The organism is Nocardia sp. NPDC050406, from assembly GCF_044459025.1.
GTDB lineage: Bacteria > Actinomycetota > Actinomycetes > Mycobacteriales > Mycobacteriaceae > Nocardia.
In genome coordinates this window covers 1,721,803-1,738,450 of the sequence record NZ_JBITIM010000001.1, presented here as the reverse complement: position 1 = coordinate 1,738,450, position 16,648 = coordinate 1,721,803, and the positions used below count along the sequence as shown (strand labels likewise).

The following is a 16,648-nucleotide window of genomic DNA, read 5'->3' as shown; positions in this document are numbered from 1 at the left end:
TCACGCCGTGCGCCGGGCGGGCAGGTGGGCGGCGAGGAAATCGGCGACCGATTCGACCACCACATCGGGCTGTCGCGCGCTGAGCACATCCTGATGGGAGTAGCCGGGGGCCTCGATCTCCTGGGGTCGTGGCCCCCGACGGCGACGAATCGGCGTCCAGAGCCCGCTCGCCACCGTGAGGGCCGGAACGCTGTCCATCCACTCGCGGTGGCGCGCCGCGGGCAGCGCGCCGAACATCCCGAGCACCGCCTCCACCGGCAGCAGCCGCGACTCGTAGCCGTTGATATAGCTGAATTCGCCGTTGCCCCAGGCGAGGACGGTGTCATCGAAGCTGCTGATGGATTCGCCGCCGTCCACCCAGCCGGTCAGCACGCCGGGATCGGCGGGCATGGCCAGCGGCCGCTCCGACAGCGTGGCCGCGAACAGCTCACCCGCCAACGGTATGCGGGCGAGCCCGGTGAGCGCCGCGCGTTTGCCCCGCGGCGGCCCGGTGTAGCCGCCCATATCGTTGGACAGCGTCGTGGCCTGAGCGACGCGGCCGAACAAGGTGCCGAACAGCGCCGCATTGGTGAGCCGCCACCGGCGCGGCCCGCCGCGCGGATACAACAGCCGAAACAGCCCGTCCACCAGCAGTGTGCGCGGCACCTCCGGTAGCAGAGTGCTCTCCGCCTCCGGTTCGAACCGGGCGGCGAGGGCCGCGATCCCGGTGAGCACGGCGATATCGCCGAGGCGCAGTGCGCCCCAGTTGTTGGAGGCGGGCAACAGTCCGGTTCGCATGGCCGCCGCCGCGGCGGGCAGGACGCGCCGCGCGGCCTCGGCGGCCGGACGTGCGTGCCCGGCCAGGTCGAGCGGGTCGACCGCGATGGGCCCGTCGAGGCCGATCACCCCCGCGACCTCGCGGTACCCGGGTCCGGTCGGAAAATCCCACTGGCAGTACAGGTTCGCCAACGGTCCGCCCAGGGAGTGCCCGCCGAGGAACAACCGCCGCGCCCGGTCGGCCGGGTCGGGGATTTCCCGCGCATGCACGAAATGCCAATCGCTGACGGCTTGTTCGACCCCGTAGCGAGTGAGGAAGCCCTGACGGCGCGCGGGCAGCCAGCCGGGAAAGGTCCGTCCGTCGAGTGAGCGCCCGCGATAGTAGTAGTCCACCGCCACGCGATGGTCTCCCCGGGCGAGCGCCGCGCGCATCCCGGTCGCGTCGGCCAGCCGCTGACTGCGCCGCGCCATCGCCCACACCTCGCACCGCAACCCTCGATGTCCCAGCGCGGCCACGATATTGCGCGCCACCGGATCGAAACTCGAAGGCCCCCCGGTATTTCCAGGTTGCAGCGACAACACCAGATCCGGCGTCACCGGTCGCGAGTCACCCTCGTGCCGGTGGTAGCGCAGATAGGTCAGCGCATCGTATTCCGCTGGCGCGCCGCGTGCCCCGCACGGATGTCGCCAGGTGACGGAGCTGACGTCGACGTCACCGACCCGATACCGAAACTCCTCGGTTCGCTGCGAAAACGACTGGGGCATCGATGCCTCCACTGCGCACGGTCGTCCAGGGTGCATTTCATTGTGCACGATGTGGCACCGGATGGTCTCGGATGCGATCGGGTCGCAACCGAGCCGTGTCCCGCGCATGTCCACCGGCACAGCCCGACATGGGGCCGCCTGTGCGCGGGCACATTGATGCATGGCACAGTGCCGCAGAGACTGTGACCCAGTGCATAAACGCGCCGGAAGCGGCGCGGAGTTCGACCGAGGGGGCGAATGTGTGGTTCCGGTCCGCGCGTGGGCGGGGATGGCTTGTCGCGGTGCTGGCGTCGGCCGCGGTCGCGGGGTCGGCGGTGGCCGTCACGGCGCGGGCCGAGCCCACGACCGGGCGGCTCGAGGCGGTGGTGGATACGCCCACCGACGCCTCCGGGGTCATCACGTCGTATGTGACCGTGGACGCGCCGCTGCCAGCATCGGCGGGCCCACGTCCGGCGGCCTGTGACCGGATCGGGTATCTGCGATTTCGGCACCAGGACGGCCCGGAGCGGTCGGCCGACGCCGACGCCATCGTCACCGCGCAGCCGGGGTTCTACGCCGGGGCGGCCAGCCTCGCCATCGGGGCGCGGCAGGTGGTGGCGAAGGCCGCCGAACAGGGACGCCACATCGAGTACTGGGCGATCAGCCGCAGATCCAACTGCCTGGTCGACAACACCGGACTGGAAGCCGCCGAACGCACCGGCGACGCCGGTATCGCACTGGACTACTACTTCAACGGAAAACCCGTGGGCGGCAAGGTGTTCGAGGGCTTCCTCGATTGGAGCCGACTCGGCTTCCTGCGGTCGATCGACCAGGTGCGGACGATCGACGATTGGCGGCGGCTCGTCACCGAGGAGGTCCCGGACCCCGCGAGCGGTCCGCCGGTGTTCTGCGGCGGGCACTCCTACGGCGGACTGGTCACCGGCCTGCTGTCGGGGTGGGATTTCGACGGCAACGCGGCGACGACCGCCGACTCGGGGGCCGCGCTGTGCGGCGGCGGGGTGTTCGCCCTCGATACGCTGGTCACCACGGATCCGGCTGGGCTGGCGCACAATCCGGTGCTGGGTTCGCTGGCCGGTGCGGCGGGCGCGGTCGCGAATGTCGCGGCGGGCGCACTCGTACAGGCGGGCGTCGCACCCGATACCGACACCCTGCTCGGCGCCACACCCATGGTCTTCACCCTGGTGACCGTGGCCGCCCTCGCGGCGTATTTCGCCCCGAACGACGAATCGGACCTGCTGCGCCGACTGCCGCACAACCCGCAGTTGGACGCCAATCTCCAACTGTTCCTGGGCCGTTCGCTCCTCGATCCCGCGGTCCGCGACTTCCGATACACCAATGCCGCGCTGTTCGGGGCGTTGATGGACAAGAACTCCCAGTTCATCGCTGGCTTCCAGACCGGCGTCGGCAGCTTCGACGGCTGCCCGGTCGGCGATCGCTCCTTCCCGGTGCCGCAGGGCATCGCCGATATTCCGGTGATCGGTCCGGTGCTCGACCGCGCCGCCGGACCGAGCGGCGTCAAGGTCGGCCCGCTCGATCCGACCGTCCTGTGCGGCTGGCGCGACTACCGGCAGGAGCCGCAGCCCCGAGCCGACGGAACACCGTACGGGACAAGGGAGTCCAATGTCACCGACCTGCGCGAGCTGGCGCTGACCATGTTCGACACCCCGGCGACCATGTTCGAGCCGTATTTCCCGACCATGCTGCAACTCGACAACACCTCGTTCACGCAGGCCCACACCAGATTCGGCAAATTCGCCAACCTGCTCTGGCCCGACGCCTCCCGCCAGCTGCCGCACCTCACCGTCCTCGGCTCCGAGGGTCTCATCGAAGAGCCGCTGCGCCTGGCCAGCCCACTGTTCGCGCTCATGAATTCCGCCGTGCCCCTGCGCCCCGATGACACCGTCCGCGCCCCGTACTACCGGCACGCCGACATGGTGTCGGCGGCGGCCGAACAGAACAACGGCGCGCCGGAGACCGTGAGCGCCGCCCTCGCCGATTTCGTCGTGCGTTCCGCGCCCGCCAACGGAAACCGTGACGGTGGCTAAGGTTTGGTATGGCCTCCCGTCGCTCGTTCCTAGCCCTCGCCGCCGTGGTCTCCGGAGGGCTGGTGGCGGGCTGTAGCTCGGACCCGGCACCGGCGGGCACGGAGATCGAATCGCTGCGCATCCCCACCTCGGTCGGTACCTTCGACGCTCTTGCCGCCGGACCGACCGACGGCCGAAAAGTACTGCTGCTGCACGGGTTCCCCGAGTCCGCCACCGAATGGACACATCAGCTGACCGCGCTCGGGCAGCTCGGCTACCGCGCGGTCGCCGTCGACCAGCGCGGCTACTCGCCCGACGTACGGCCGACGGCGGTGGGGGAGTACGCCTTCGACCTCTTGGCCGACGATGTCGCGCGCATCGCCGATGCCCTGGACTGGCCCCGATTCGACCTCGTCGGCCACGATTTCGGCGCCGCGGTGTCGTGGATAGTCGCGGCCCGCTACCGCGATCGGGTGCGGACTCTGAGCGCGTTCTCGGTGCCGCACCTCGGCGCGTTCGGCCGGGGACTGCGCGAGGATCCGGAGCAACAGCGTGCCTCGACATACATGGCGATGCTTCGAGAGCCGGAGCAGGCCGAGCGGCGACTGCTCGCCGACGACGCCCGGATGATGCGCGAGGTCTACGAGGGCGTGCCGCGGGCGCATGTCGACGAGTACGTTCGGCGGCTGTCCGAGCCGGGTGCGCTGACGGCCGCGCTGAACTGGTATCGCGCCAACGACTTTCAAGGCTACGACCAGAAAATCGAGGTGCCGACGCTCTACGTGTGGGGCAGTGGCGACGGCGCCGTCGCGGCGTCGACGGTACGCGGCACGGCCGAATGGGTCACCGGCCCTTACCGATTCGAGGAGCTCCCCGAGGTCGGCCATTTCGCCCCGGAGGCACAGCCCGATCGCACGACGGCACTGCTGCACGCGCATTTCCAGGCGAATTGATACAGGCGCCGCGGAAAATCCCTTGGCAGCATGGACCGCATGCAGACCATCCTGGTAACCGGAGCCACCGCGAATATCGGCCGCAAGGTGGTCGACCACCTGATCGCCCAGGGAGCGGCGAACATTCGCGCGCTCACCACCGATCCGCGCAAGGCGGCACTGCCGGAGGGCGTCGAGGTGGTGCAGGGCTACCTGCGACGACCCGAGACCCTGCCCGCGGCCTTCGCGGGCGTGGAGCGCATGTACCTGGCCCCCACACCCGACACCGTCGACGAGGTGCTCACCCTCGCCCGCGCGGCCGGGATTCGCCATATCGTCGACCTCTCCGGCGAACCGGAGAGCTGGTGGGGCACCGTATGCAAGGCGGTCGAGGGCAGCGGTCTGGAATGGACACACCTGTGGCCCGCCGACTTCATGGAGAACACCCTGGTGTGGTCACGCCAGATTCGCGAGACCGGTGCGGTGCGCGAGCCCCGGCCCGAGGCCGCGACGGCACCCATCGCCATGGACGATATCGCCGCCGTCGCCGCGGTCGCACTGCTGAACGACGACCATGTGGGCCGCGCCCACGCGCTGGCGGGGCCGCAGATGCTCAGCCGCGCCGAACTCGTCCGCCAGCTCGGCGCGGCACTCGGCCGCGAGATCGCCTTCCTCGAATCCTCGCGCGAGGACACCATCGCGGCGCTGACGCCCGCCATGGGCGACACCGCGACCTGGTACGTCGACAACGTGCTCTACGGCTTCGACCCCGAGCCCGGCGATCTGCCCCTCACCAGCGTCCCCGACATCACCGGCCGCCCCGCCACCACCTTCGCCCGGTGGGCCGCCGACAATGCCGCGCGCTTCACCGCGTGAGCCGTTCGCGCCGGATGGAGCCCGCGATTGCCCAGCCGTTGCCATTCCGCACAAGTCGTGATTTCCCGGGAGAACCGTAGGCTGACAAGCGGATCGGGTGATCGAGATCGGGAGGACGATCGTGAGTTTCTTGGGAACGGCCGTGCGCGGCTTCAACGGCGCGGTCGCGAGGTTGACCGAAGCGCCGGTGGTCGGCTCGCTGGTGGGGCGCGGGTTCGTGGTCATCACCTACGTCGGGCGCAAATCCGGGCGGACCTTCAGCACGCCGGTGAACTATTGGCGGTCCGGGAACGCCATCATGATCGGTGTCGCCATGCCGGACAAGAAGACCTGGTGGCGGAATTTTCTGGGCGAGGGCGCGCCCATCTCGCTGCGTCTGCGCGGTGTCGACCGCCCCGGCCACGCGGTCGCGCGCCGCGATGAGCGCGGCCGGGTGACGGTGCGGGTCACCCTGGCCGAGACGAACTGAACGGGGCGATTGCCGTGCGATTGCTGGAAGGGTGGTAGCGAACTAGCATTGCCAGTGGGTCGGGGCCGACCTACTGGAGGCAGCAATGCTCAGGTCTGTGGTTCTCCTCGGCGCGGCGGCGGCACTGCTGCTCAGCCCGTCGATCATGCCCGCCGCCCACGCGGACACCGACTACGGCGGCGGCTGTGTACTGTTCACCGGCAATCGCGCGGCGACCGTCGATTCGCTGCGATTCCGTTGCGACGCAACGCAACAGGACGCCATCTTCCGCGAGGCCGAGCGTGGCCGAGTGCCGGTGGGCGTGCGGCCCGGCTGGGTGGTCCGCCCGCCGGATATGCAGGCGTGGGCACCGGCGCTGTGGATCGGCAAGACCTTCTACACCGGCCCGGACGGCGGGTACCTCATGAACCGGCTGACCGGCGCGGGAATCGAGGGCATACCCGCCGATGTCTACACCGGTCCCGCCATTCTGGATGGACGGCCGACGTGGGTCCTGGACTATCGGCCGTCCCCCGTGCCGCAGGTCTACGACGAGATTCGCGAGATCACGCCGGGAGTGTGGTTCGGATACTCCTGGTGGCGCGAGGGCGGCGGCGCGAATCTCATGCTGACCTTCGTGCTGGCCTGATCGTCAGTCGGCGACCTTGATCACCAGCTTGCCCAGATTCTTGCCGGTGAGCAGGCCGCGAAACGCCTCGACGGTGTGGTCGAGTCCGTCGACCACATCTTCGAGGTAGGCGACCCGGCCCGCGTCGATCCAACCCGCCATATCGGCCTGGAACCGGTCGAACTGGTCCAGGAATTCGGTCTGGATGAAGCCGCGCAGGGTCAGGCTCTTGCGCAGAATGAGGCCCATGAGCAGACCCATGCGGTCGGGGCCGGGCGGGAGTTCGCTGTCGTTGTACTGGGAGACCAAGCCGCACACCGGGATTCGCGCGAACTTGTTGAGCCGCGGCAACACCGCGTCGAGCACCGCGCCGCCGACGTTCTCGAAGTACACGTCGATGCCGTCGGGGGTGGCCGCCGCGAGCTGTTCGGCGAAATCCGGTGCGCGGTGGTCGATCGCGGCATCGAAGCCGAAGTGCTCGCGCAGCAGTTCGACCTTGCGCGGGCCGCCCGCGATGCCCACCGCGCGGGCTCCATTGATCTTGGCGATCTGACCGACCGTCGCGCCCACCGGGCCGGTGGCGGCCGCGACCACCACGGTCTCACCGGCTTTGGGCTGCCCGATGGTGAGCAGTCCCGAGTACGCGGTGAACCCGGGCATGCCGAGCACCCCGAGTGCGGTGGTGAGCGGGGCGGCCGCGGGATCGAGCTTGCGCAGATGCCGCACCCGCTCCACCGAATGTGTCTGCCACCCACCGTATCCGAGCACGATATCCCCGGAACTCAATGCGGGATCGGTGGATTCGAGCACCCGCGACACGGTCGCACCCACCATCGTCGCGCCGACTTCCACCGGCGGCGCGTACGACGGCGCATCGCTCATGCGCCCGCGCATGTACGGATCGAGCGAGAGATACAGCGTCTGGAGCAAGGCCGAGCCGGGCGGCGGCGACTCCAACTCCACGGTCTCGGTGCGGAAGTTCTCGTCGGCGGGCGTTCCGGTGGGACGCGATGCCAAGACAATCCGAGTGGTCTTCATTCCGCCACGGTAGCGCGGACGGCTAACCCTCCGGGTAGAAGATGAACAGCGTGCAGCCCGTCGCGGTCGTGGGCACGTGCCAGGACCCGGCCGGGGCATGCAGGAAGGTTCCGGCCGGATAGTCGCGCGCGCCGTCGTTGAACACGCCCGCGACCACGTAGACCTCCTCCGGCCCGGGTTCGTGGATATCGCGGTGCGGCCAGGCGCTGCCCGGATCCATCTCCAGCACATGGGCGCTCGCACCGGAGGATCCCGTCCACAGCGGTCGGACGCGGATACCCGGAAACAGTTCGCGGACAGGGGCTTCGGCGACGGCGACGGCGGTGTAGCCCTCCTGGGCCAGGATTTCTGCGTGCATGTTCTTCACCATGCCGTCGGGCAACCGGCCCTCGACAGTGTCGGTCGTGACATCAAGGGGTACATTCTTGCCATGCATCGCACGGTCGCTCTCGTCCGTCCGGTGCAGTCGACCTTCGAACTCGGCTGTGCCGTCGAGGTATTCGGTACCCCGCGACCCGGGGTGCCGCGGTACTACGACTTCGAGGTGTGCGCGGAGACGCCCGGCCCGGTGCCGACCACCGCCGGGTACGCGATCACGGTGTCGCGAGACCTGTCGGCGCTCGCCTGCGCCGACACCGTCATCATTCCGGGCTGGTCGCCCGTGGAAGCGCCGCTCTCGCCCGGGATACGACGCGCGCTGCTCGAGTCACACGAGCGCGGCGCGCGACTCGTCACGATCTGCTCCGGGGTCTTCGCGCTGGCCCGCACCGGTCTGCTCGACGGTCGCTCGGCCACCACGCACTGGGCCCGCGCCGCGCAGCTGGCGCGTGAGTTTCCGCGCGTGCGGGTGGAGCCGGACCGGCTCTACGTGGACCACGGCGATATCGCGACCAGCGCCGGAGCGGGCGCGGGCATCGACCTGTGCCTGCATCTGGTGCGCAAGGATCACGGCGCGGCGCATGCCGCGCTCATCGCCCGGCACATGGTGCTGCCGCCTCACCGCGAGGGCGGTCAAACGCAGTACGCGCCGACCGCGCCCACCCAGGACGCCCTGGACGGACTGCTCGCCTGGGCCGACGCGCGCCTCGAGACGCCGCTGTCGGTGGCGGATCTCGCCGCGCGGCTGAATGTCTCGCCGCGCACCCTGGCCCGGCGCTTCGCCGATCAGCTCGGCACCAGTCCGGGCGCGTGGCTGTTGTCGCGGCGCGTCGACCGGGCCCGCACGCTGCTGGAGGAGACGGACCTGCCCGTCGAGGCGATCGCGACCCGCGTCGGTCTCGCCTCGGCGGTCAATCTGCGCCGCCGCTTCCGCGCCCAGGTCGGCACCACCCCGGGCGCGTACCGCCGCGCGTTTCGGTACTAGCGCACCGTCACCGGGAAGGCCGCCAGGTCGTTCTGGGTGAGCACCGGCAGATTGGTGATCTCCTCGACCGGGACCGCCAGGCGCAGGTCCGGGAAGCGTTCGAACAGCGCCGGGAGGGCGATGGCAGCCTCCAGTCGCGCCAGCGCCGCGCCGGGGCAGATGTGCGGGCCGTAGCCGAAGGAGATATTGCGGTGCGCGGTCGGCCGGGTGATATCGAATTCGTCGGCGTCCGCGCCGTGCAGGGTGGTGTCACGGCCGATGGCGCGATAGGACATGACCACGCCCTCACCCTTCTCGATGACGGTGTCGCCGACGGTGATGTCCTCGGTGGCGAACCGCATGAGCAGATGGATGACCGGGCCGTCCCAGCGCAGCGTCTCCTCGATGGCGTCGCGCCATTCGTAGTCGCCGCCGCGGATCTTGTCGAGCTGTTCGGGGCGGGTGAGCAGCGCGCGCACGGCGGAGAGAATCAGACTCACCGTGGTTTCGTGGCCCGCGGCGACCAGCGCCTTGAGATTGCCGACCACCTCTTCCTCGGTGAGCGGTTCCCCGCCCTCGTCGGCCTGGATGAGCGCGCTGGTGAGATCGTCGGTGGGGTGTGCGGTCTTGTCCCGCACCATTTTCTCGTAGTAGACGTCCAGATCGGCGAGTACGCGCAGGCGCTCGTCGTGCGGCGTCAGCATCGAGAAGAACTTCTTGTAGGACTCCAGCAGCATGGGATGGTCGGCGTCGTCCACGCCCATGAGTTCGCTGACCACGCGCATGGGCAGCGGGTAGGCGAAGATCTGCTTGAGATCCACCACCGCGCCGTCGCCCCCGGCCGCCTCGAGGTCGTCGAGCAGTTCGGTGACGAAGCGTTCGATGGTGGGCCGCAAGGCCTCCAGACGGCGCGGGGTCAGCGCCTGGGTGGTCTTGATGCGCAGCCGCCGGTGCTCGGCGCCGTCGACGGTGAACATGGAGCGGCCCGCGTCGATCATGCCGATCAGCGGCCACTGCCGGGTCACCACGCCGGACTGCCACAGGCCCCAGGCGTCGATATCCTTCACCAGCCGCGGATCGACCAGCAGTTGCCGGGCGACGCTGTGCTGGGTGACGGTCCAGGCGGGCACACCGAGCAGTTCGATGCGCGTCAGCGGTCCGGCCGCGCGCAGCCGGTCGGTCTCTCCGGCGAGATCGCCGACCATGGGATCGATGGCGATGGGGCATTGTGCGGTCACTGGGTACCTCCGACGGGCCGAACTGGGGTGAAACGAACAGGGAGAGAGACCATTCCGCGCAGGAACGGCGACGGTCGGCGCACCAGATTCTGCTGCGGTACCGCCAGGTCCACATCGGGTAGGCGATCCAGCAGCACCTCGATGCCGGTGCGCGCGATCACCTCCGCGATCTGCTGCGCGGGATAGGGACAGCGGTATTCGCCGTGGCTGAACGAGAAATGCGCGCTGTTGCCCAGGTGCACCGACTCCGAACCATCGGAGAAGCGTTGCCGCACATGCGGATCGGCATTGGCCGCGCCCAGCCCCAACAGCAGCAGATCGCCCGCGTGAATCGTCTTGTCCGCCAAGCGGGTGTCGTGCGCGGCCCAGCGCCCGGCGAGGATCTGGGTGGGGGTGTCCTCCCACAGCGCCTCGTTCATGGCCTGGCCGACACTGCTGCGCCCGCCGCCGAAGGCCGCCGCGAAACGGTCGTCGGTGAGCATGAGCCGCAGCGAATTCACCAGCCAGTCGGCGGTGGTGAGGTGTCCGGCCGCCAGAATGGCCTGCAGGTCGAGGGTGTACTCCTCGGCGGTGAACGGTTCGGGGCAGGCCAGCATGGTGGAGACCAGGTCGTCGCCGGGACGCATCTGCTTGATGCTCACCAGCCGCGCCATGGCCGCCGCGAACTGCTGGTACGCGGTCTGCGCCTCGGCCCCGCTGTCGGCCATGACCTTCATGGTCCGCGCCAGTTCCAGGGCTTCGTCGTCGGGGAAGCCCATGATGCGCGCCAGCGCCAGCACCGGCAGGGGGTCGGCGAAGGCGGAGACCAGATCCGCCGTGCCGCGCCCGCAGAAGCCGTCGATGAGCCGATCCGCCAATTCCTCACAGGTGCTGCGCAGTTCGAACGGATTCACCGACTCCAGGGCCGGTTCCACCATATCCACGTGCCGTCGGTGCTCGGCTCCGGCGGTGAAGTAGATCGAGGGCATGGGCTGGCCCACCATCGGCAGCAGCGGCCAGTCCGGTGGGATGTTCGGCCACTGGTTCCACAGCGCCACATTGCGCGGGAACAGCTCCGGATCGCTGGTCACCTGGTGCAATTCGCGATAGCCGATGACCAGCCACGCCGGAATGCCGCCGGGCAGTTCGACGGCCACCACCGGCCCGTGGTCGCGCCGCATCTCCGCGTACAGCTGGAAGGGGTCGGTGTCGAAGCGCGGACCGCTCAGCGGCACAACGGATTCGGCGTGCGGCGCCGGACAGCCGGACGAGGTCATGACGCGGTCTCCGGGGTGAGTTCGGAATGCCGAGCGGCCTCGGCGTAGAGGTGCTCGACGAGCGCGATGAGCACGCGCTTGCTGGATTCGCGGGAGCGCGCGTCGCAATTCACCAGGGGCACGGCGGCATCCAGGTCGAGGGCGTCGCGGACATCGCCGGGCATGTACGGATGTCCGCCGAAGTCGTTGCACGCCACCACGAACGGCGTGCCCTGGTGTTCCAGGCGGTCGATGGCGTACCAGCAGTCCTCGATGCGGCGCGGATCGACCAGCACGATCGCCCCGAGCGCTCCGGTGAACAGCCGATCCCACAGGAACCAGAACCGTTCCTGGCCGGGCGCGCCGAACAGGTACAGCACATGTTCGGCGTCGATGCTGATGCGCCCGAAGTCGAAGGCCACGGTGGTGGTCGATTTGCCCGGGACGGCGCGGGGGTCGTCGATGCCGACACCCATATCGGTCATGGTGGCCTCGGTGTCGAGCGGCCGGATCTCGCTGACCGATCGCACCAGGGTGGTCTTGCCGACGCCGAAGCCGCCGACGATGACGATCTTCAGCCCCTGGCTGGCGGAGGCGGGCAGGGGCGCGTCGGCGCGGGTGGGCCGGGTGTCAAAGTTTGCGGAGTCCAACGAGTACCTTCTCGAGGGTGGAGGCATCCGCCACCGACGACCACAGCGCTCCGGGTGGGGCGCTGGCGGCGGTGCGGGGATGGCGCACGGTGATCTTTCCCGCGTGCAGCAGGTCCGACAGCAGGATGGTGGCGATACCGACCGGGATGCGCAGCTCCGCCGCGATCTCCACCACGGCGGTGGGCGCGGTGCACAGGCGCAGGATGGCCGCGTGTTCGGATTGCATGCCCGGACTCGGATCGCATTCGCTCACCACCAGGGTCACCAGGTCGAAGGCGTCGGAATCGGGTCGGGTCCGGCCCCCGGTGAGGGTGTAGAGCCGATCGGGGCTGTCGTCGCGGCCTGGTCTGCTCACGGCACGCTCGTTCCCCCACGGGGACCGGCCTCGACGCGGCGCGGCGGCGCCGAAAGGTGTTCGCCCAGTTGCTCGACCAGCTCCGTCATATTGTGGCCGACCAGTCCGGCATCGGCGTCCTCGGCGGCGACCACCGCGATATGCGCGCCCATTCCGGCCTCCACGATGAACAGGATGCCGCCGTAGAACTCGGTCATGGATTGGCGCACACCGCTTCTGCCGTCCCCGAATTCGACCGACGCGCCGTGCGAGAGGCTCTGGATGCCAGCGGCGATGGCGGCCAGCTGATCGGCCTTGTCGATGGACAGTTCCGGGGTGTGGCAGATCTTGAGCCCGTCGCTGGAGAGCAGCAGGGCGTGCCGGGCGCGCGGGGTGCGGGCGAGCAGCTGTTCCAGCAGCCAACCCAGTTGTGCGGGCGCTGTCGTTGTCATAGATCGTTCTCCACGGCAGGGGAAGGGGTTGCGGCACCGGCGTTGTCGCGCCCGGTGACCGCGCGCTGGAAAGCGCCCAGCGCGGAGGGTCTGGCGGGTGCGGCGGGTGCCGCCTCGGTCGGTGGGGTGGACAGGCCGTCGGGGTGCACCGCGGCCAGCGTGCTGCCTCGGCGTCGTTTGGGTAGTACCGCGTCGGTGGAAACCGGTGTGATCACCGGTGATTCGCCGGTGCTCGGGGCCCGCTCGGTGTCCGCGGGCCGATCGGCGATGGCGGCCGCGATGGTGGACAGTCCGCGGGTGGTGGGCTCGACCCGCGCGGTGAGGTCGCGCGGCACCACCACGACCACGGCGGTACCGCCGATGGCGGAGGGGCGATACGACACCGTGAGTCCGTGCTTGCGCGCCAGATGCCCCACCACCGCCAGGCCGAGGCGGGTACCGGTGAGCGAGGACAGATCCGCGCGCGACTCGTGGTCGCCCGCGACCGCGGATTCAGCGCGGCGCAAGGCGGATTCGCTCATGACCAGGCCGCTGTCCTCGATGGTGATCACCACGCCCGCGGGCACCTCGGCGGCGTAGACGTGCACCTCCGTGGTGGGCGGGGAGAAATTGCAGGCATTGTCGAGCAGTTCGGCCAGGGCGTGCATGACGCCCTCGGCGGCATGGCCGGAGACGGCGATATCGGCGATGGCGCGCAGGCGAATTCGCTGATAGCCCGCCACGCGACCCATGGCGCCGCGCAGAATCGATTCCATGGCAATGGGTTTGGCCCAGCGCCGCCCCGATCGCGCACCGCTGAGCACGGCGATGCTGTCGGCAAGGCGTCCGGCCTGGGCGGTGCGGTGATCGAGGTGCAGCAGATCGGCGAGCATGGCCGGATCGGCGTGCCGATGCTCCATCTCCCGCAGTTCGGCCAGCATGCTGGTGGTCATGGCCTGCATGCGTCCGGCCGCACCGGCGAAGGCGGCCATGGCGGCGGCGCGGCGGGTATCGGCGGCCTTGGCCTCGGCGCTGTAGTGCGCCACCGCCTCGCCGACGCTGTCGATCCGCGCGGCGGCGTCGGCGGCGGACGCGTCGAGAATGTGGCGGAGGCGTTCGGCCTCGGCGCGCAGCCGTGTCGCCTCCACGCGGTAGTGGAAGGCGGCGGTTACGCTGGCGCACAGGATGATCGCCGCTCCCAGCACACCGAGGGTTATCGGCCCGCGCAGGTCGGTGGGTGCGAACAGCGCCGCCGCCACCCCCGCCCCGGTGCTGAGTATCGCGCAGACCAGAAGTGCCGTATACGGCTGGCGTGACCCCCGAGGGGCGGGTACGGGGTGCCCGCCGTCCGGAGGTGTTGATGAATCTGACAAATCCCGCACTTCCGCACTCGCGCGTCCCGCCCCGGCAGACCATCCCAAACAATATGGCCGACAAGCGGTTTCGAAGGTCGCGAGGATTGTAGCCCCGGGATTGTCTGGCCGCCACTCCAGTCTCACTGAGTGACGCCCATTTTTGTCGCTACTTCTCGGCTATCGAACTCGACCACAAGAGTTTCGCAAGAAACCCCTGGGAAGATCGTCGGTCAGCAAGGGAAGTGCGCGACGAGGGAGGATGGAATGGCAATCCGACAGCTAGCGATATGGCCGCGGGTCGAGGCCCAGGATCCGGCGTGGCGTGAGCTCGCGCTGTGCTCACAGACCGATCCGGACGTGTTCTTCCCGGAGAAGGGCGGCTCCACCCGCGAGGCCAAAATGGTCTGCGGGCGTTGCGAAGTCCGCTGGGAATGCCTGGAGTACGCCCTCGCCCACGACGAGCGCTTCGGCATCTGGGGCGGACTGTCGGAGCGGGAACGGCGCAAGCGCAAGGACGAGTACCGCCAGCACGGGCAGCTGCGCCGCGCGGGATAGCCCGCGCGTCACTTGTGCGCGTACTCCCAATCGATGTCCTCGTCGAGGGCGACCCGAACGCGCTGCGCGAGTTCCGGTGTCCAGTCGGCGGGTTGGGCCACCGCGTTCCAGCCGTCCAGCACGAGCGTGCCGTATTTGTGGCCGTGTCCGGCCGGAACCTTCTGGGCGTTCGCGAGATCGGCGCTGATCTGCCAGAACGTGACTATGGGCCACCAGCGTATGGAGCGCGACACATCCGGTCCGCGCCGTTCGGCGAGCCAGTCGGGCCGTTCGAACAGCAGATCCGGCGACCACCACACGATCGGATCCGACGCGTGCTGCAAGTACACGATGCGCGGATCCAGCCACTGGCCGTTGGGCACCTCGAGATCGTCGGCGGCCCCCGCGAAGCGCACCACGAGCCCGTCGGCGTAGATGGGCAGAATCTCGGGCGTCCCGGGATCGCGCCGCTGTTCCAAGGCGCTCCAGATGCGATTGGAATTGGGCGGACCGACCCACAGCACCCCGTCGACCAGGGTGCGAATGTCGTCCAGTCCGGTGAACGCGCCCTCGGAACCCTGTGAGCCCAGGCTCTCCCCGTAGACCAGCAGTTTCGGCCGCGACTCCGGCGGCAGGGTCGCCCAGCGCGCGTGCACGGCGTGGACGAGCAGCCGCCCCGCCTCGGTGGCCTTGGCCTTGTCGGACAGGAACGACAGCACGCTGGGCAGATACGAGTACTGCGTCGCCGCGATGGCGGTGTCGCCGCCGTACATGTACTCGATGGCTTCGGCGGTGGTCGAATCCACCCAGCCGGTACCGGTGGTGGTGACCACGACCAGCGCCTCGCGTTCGAAGGCGCGCGTGCGATCCAGTTCCCGCACAACCAGATCGGCCACCTCCTCGGGAGTGGGCGCGGATTCCAATCCGGCGTACACCCGAATCGGCTCGCGCGCGGGCCTGCCGGTGACCTCGGTGATGCGCTGCGCACTGGGCACATACGACACGAACCAGCGGCCCTCCGAACCGAGGGTGTCCCAGGGCGCGAAGGATTCGGGGCTACCCGAGCGCTCCGGGAGCGTGGGCTGTCGCGCGGCCGCGGAGGTGTGGCCATTGCGCAGGCTGAAGGCCGAATTCGCCACGGAGAAGAACGCTTTCACCAGCACGCCCTGGAACAGCAGGACCGCGACCACGGTGACCAGGACGACCGCGCCGGGCACCGCGACCACCCGGGGAATCCGCAGCTCGATATTGAGCGCGCGCACGGTGCGCCGAAAAGCCCAGCGCACCACGCGATACAGCCCGATGACGAGGGCGACGGTGGCGAAGCCGAGCAGTTCGGTCCGCAGATAGCCCGAGGTGGTGGTCGGCTCCATGCCCATGAGCACCTGGAGATCGCGCTGCCAGCGGGCCGAGCGCGCCAGAATGAAGGCCGCCCCGATCACCACGGTCAGTATGGTCGCGACCTTCAGCAGATCCTGCACGCGCCGCGGCGGGTTCATGATCGCCGAGGCGCGCCAGCTCGCGGGCAGGCGCGGGCGCAGCCACCTGCGGTAGGCCCATGCGAGCAGGCAGCCCACCCCGTAGCCGATGGCGGCGCTGATTCCGCTGACCAGACCCTGGAACAACCAGGTGCGCGGCAGCAGCGACGGCGATACCGACCACGCGAAGAAAATGGCGGCGACGATCACGCCCGGATAGTTCGGATGGATGGCGCGCTCGGCGCGCAGCAGCAGCGCCAGCACACGCGCCGCGATGGTGGGCTGCCTGGTCGACTCCTGCGCCTCCGTCATTCCCGCAGTGTTACCCGCAGTTCGCTGACGGGCCCGGCAGCGACACGGATGAGAGCCGGATCACCCATTGCAGCGGCTGTGCAATATGCCATTCCGCTATCGCCAAATGTTTGCTGTCTGGCTACTTTTGAAGGGTTCGAGTAGTCCAGCGATAAAGGAAAGTCATGCCGATCATCGATCTCGGTTCCGCCGCTTTGAATCTCGCCAACGTCGTCACCAACATCGCGGCGAATATCACCTATGTCCTGCAGGCCTGGGGTCTCGCCTGAGCT

At 69.2% G+C, this 16,648-nt stretch carries 17 protein-coding genes; 7 read left to right on the top strand and 10 right to left on the bottom strand.

Going from position 1 to position 16,648, the window contains the following annotated elements; all coding sequences use genetic code 11:
- Positions 1-1,521, bottom strand: coding sequence for a hypothetical protein (locus ACIBH2_RS08310; RefSeq protein WP_397114796.1), 1,521 nt, complete (start codon positions 1,519-1,521; stop codon positions 1-3).
- Between the two features lie 281 nt (positions 1,522-1,802).
- On the opposite strand from ACIBH2_RS08310, the gene ACIBH2_RS08305 reads away from it, so the two are divergent.
- From ACIBH2_RS08305 to ACIBH2_RS08285, 5 genes are all read left to right on the top strand, one after another.
- Entirely contained in the window at positions 1,803-3,566 is a 1,764-nt protein-coding gene (locus ACIBH2_RS08305; protein ID WP_397114794.1) for a hypothetical protein, read from the top strand.
- 8 nt (positions 3,567-3,574) lie between these two features.
- Entirely contained in the window at positions 3,575-4,498 is a 924-nt protein-coding gene (locus ACIBH2_RS08300) for an alpha/beta fold hydrolase (RefSeq protein WP_397114792.1), read from the top strand.
- A gap of 39 nt (positions 4,499-4,537) precedes the next feature.
- Positions 4,538-5,353, top strand: a complete 816-nt coding sequence (locus ACIBH2_RS08295; RefSeq protein WP_397114790.1) for an NAD(P)H-binding protein — start codon at positions 4,538-4,540, stop codon at positions 5,351-5,353.
- A 130-nt stretch (positions 5,354-5,483) separates the two neighbouring features.
- Complete coding sequence (locus tag ACIBH2_RS08290; protein WP_397116894.1) at positions 5,484-5,822, top strand: nitroreductase/quinone reductase family protein; 339 nt, start codon at positions 5,484-5,486, stop codon at positions 5,820-5,822.
- 85 nt (positions 5,823-5,907) lie between these two features.
- Positions 5,908-6,450, top strand: a complete 543-nt coding sequence (locus tag ACIBH2_RS08285) for a hypothetical protein (protein ID WP_397114788.1) — start codon at positions 5,908-5,910, stop codon at positions 6,448-6,450.
- A 3-nt stretch (positions 6,451-6,453) separates the two neighbouring features.
- Here the strand turns inward: ACIBH2_RS08285 and ACIBH2_RS08280 are convergent, their stop codons facing one another.
- Both ACIBH2_RS08280 and ACIBH2_RS08275 read right to left on the bottom strand, forming a co-directional pair.
- Positions 6,454-7,467 (bottom strand): NADP-dependent oxidoreductase, encoded by a 1,014-nt coding sequence (locus ACIBH2_RS08280; protein WP_397114786.1) that lies wholly within the window; start codon positions 7,465-7,467, stop codon positions 6,454-6,456.
- Between the two features lie 22 nt (positions 7,468-7,489).
- Complete coding sequence (locus ACIBH2_RS08275) at positions 7,490-7,825, bottom strand: cupin domain-containing protein (RefSeq protein WP_397114784.1); 336 nt, start codon at positions 7,823-7,825, stop codon at positions 7,490-7,492.
- A gap of 72 nt (positions 7,826-7,897) precedes the next feature.
- Here ACIBH2_RS08275 and ACIBH2_RS08270 point away from each other — a divergent pair, with 72 nt between their 5' ends.
- Complete coding sequence (locus ACIBH2_RS08270) at positions 7,898-8,830, top strand: GlxA family transcriptional regulator (protein WP_397114782.1); 933 nt, start codon at positions 7,898-7,900, stop codon at positions 8,828-8,830.
- Here the strand turns inward: ACIBH2_RS08270 and ACIBH2_RS08265 are convergent.
- From ACIBH2_RS08265 to ACIBH2_RS08240, 6 genes are read right to left on the bottom strand one after another with little or no spacing between them, the layout of a single operon-like run.
- Positions 8,827-10,047 (bottom strand): cytochrome P450, encoded by a 1,221-nt coding sequence (locus ACIBH2_RS08265; protein WP_397114780.1) that lies wholly within the window; start codon positions 10,045-10,047, stop codon positions 8,827-8,829. The genes ACIBH2_RS08270 and ACIBH2_RS08265 overlap by 4 nt on opposite strands.
- The gene (locus ACIBH2_RS08260; RefSeq protein ID WP_397114778.1) at positions 10,044-11,303 is read right to left on the bottom strand and encodes a cytochrome P450; all 1,260 of its coding nucleotides are present in this window, start codon (positions 11,301-11,303) and stop codon (positions 10,044-10,046) included. The genes ACIBH2_RS08265 and ACIBH2_RS08260 overlap by 4 nt, the downstream gene beginning before the upstream one ends.
- Entirely contained in the window at positions 11,300-11,932 is a 633-nt protein-coding gene (locus ACIBH2_RS08255; RefSeq protein ID WP_397114776.1) for a GTP-binding protein, read from the bottom strand. The genes ACIBH2_RS08260 and ACIBH2_RS08255 overlap by 4 nt, the downstream gene beginning before the upstream one ends.
- Entirely contained in the window at positions 11,913-12,287 is a 375-nt protein-coding gene (locus ACIBH2_RS08250) for a DUF742 domain-containing protein (protein ID WP_397114774.1), read from the bottom strand. The genes ACIBH2_RS08255 and ACIBH2_RS08250 overlap by 20 nt, the downstream gene beginning before the upstream one ends.
- Entirely contained in the window at positions 12,284-12,718 is a 435-nt protein-coding gene (locus ACIBH2_RS08245) for a roadblock/LC7 domain-containing protein (protein ID WP_397114772.1), read from the bottom strand. Before ACIBH2_RS08245 ends, ACIBH2_RS08250 begins: the two co-directional genes overlap by 4 nt.
- The gene (locus ACIBH2_RS08240; RefSeq protein WP_397114770.1) at positions 12,715-14,070 is read right to left on the bottom strand and encodes an ATP-binding protein; all 1,356 of its coding nucleotides are present in this window, start codon (positions 14,068-14,070) and stop codon (positions 12,715-12,717) included. Before ACIBH2_RS08240 ends, ACIBH2_RS08245 begins: the two co-directional genes overlap by 4 nt.
- A 246-nt stretch (positions 14,071-14,316) precedes the next feature.
- Between ACIBH2_RS08240 and ACIBH2_RS08235 the strand changes: the two genes are divergently transcribed.
- Positions 14,317-14,607, top strand: coding sequence for a WhiB family transcriptional regulator (locus ACIBH2_RS08235; RefSeq protein WP_397114768.1), 291 nt, complete (start codon positions 14,317-14,319; stop codon positions 14,605-14,607).
- A gap of 8 nt (positions 14,608-14,615) precedes the next feature.
- Here ACIBH2_RS08235 and ACIBH2_RS08230 read toward each other — a convergent pair whose 3' ends face one another.
- A complete protein-coding gene (locus ACIBH2_RS08230; RefSeq protein ID WP_397114766.1) occupies positions 14,616-16,376 on the bottom strand; it encodes an alpha/beta hydrolase in 1,761 nt (586 codons plus the stop codon).
- Positions 16,377-16,648 lie beyond the last annotated feature (272 nt).

Coding starts and splice junctions, on each gene's coding strand:
- ACIBH2_RS08275 (WP_397114784.1), bottom strand. CDS start 7,825: ATGCACGCAGAAATCCTGGCCCAGGAGGGCTACACCGCCGTCGCCGTC.
- ACIBH2_RS08245 (WP_397114772.1), bottom strand. CDS start 12,718: ATGACAACGACAGCGCCCGCACAACTGGGTTGGCTGCTGGAACAGCTG.
- ACIBH2_RS08285 (WP_397114788.1), top strand. CDS start 5,908: ATGCTCAGGTCTGTGGTTCTCCTCGGCGCGGCGGCGGCACTGCTGCTC.
- ACIBH2_RS08260 (WP_397114778.1), bottom strand. CDS start 11,303: ATGACCTCGTCCGGCTGTCCGGCGCCGCACGCCGAATCCGTTGTGCCG.
- ACIBH2_RS08270 (WP_397114782.1), top strand. CDS start 7,898: ATGCATCGCACGGTCGCTCTCGTCCGTCCGGTGCAGTCGACCTTCGAA.
- ACIBH2_RS08280 (WP_397114786.1), bottom strand. CDS start 7,467: ATGAAGACCACTCGGATTGTCTTGGCATCGCGTCCCACCGGAACGCCC.
- ACIBH2_RS08300 (WP_397114792.1), top strand. CDS start 3,575: ATGGCCTCCCGTCGCTCGTTCCTAGCCCTCGCCGCCGTGGTCTCCGGA.
- ACIBH2_RS08235 (WP_397114768.1), top strand. CDS start 14,317: ATGGCAATCCGACAGCTAGCGATATGGCCGCGGGTCGAGGCCCAGGAT.
- ACIBH2_RS08295 (WP_397114790.1), top strand. CDS start 4,538: ATGCAGACCATCCTGGTAACCGGAGCCACCGCGAATATCGGCCGCAAG.
- ACIBH2_RS08310 (WP_397114796.1), bottom strand. CDS start 1,521: ATGCCCCAGTCGTTTTCGCAGCGAACCGAGGAGTTTCGGTATCGGGTC.
- ACIBH2_RS08230 (WP_397114766.1), bottom strand. CDS start 16,376: ATGACGGAGGCGCAGGAGTCGACCAGGCAGCCCACCATCGCGGCGCGT.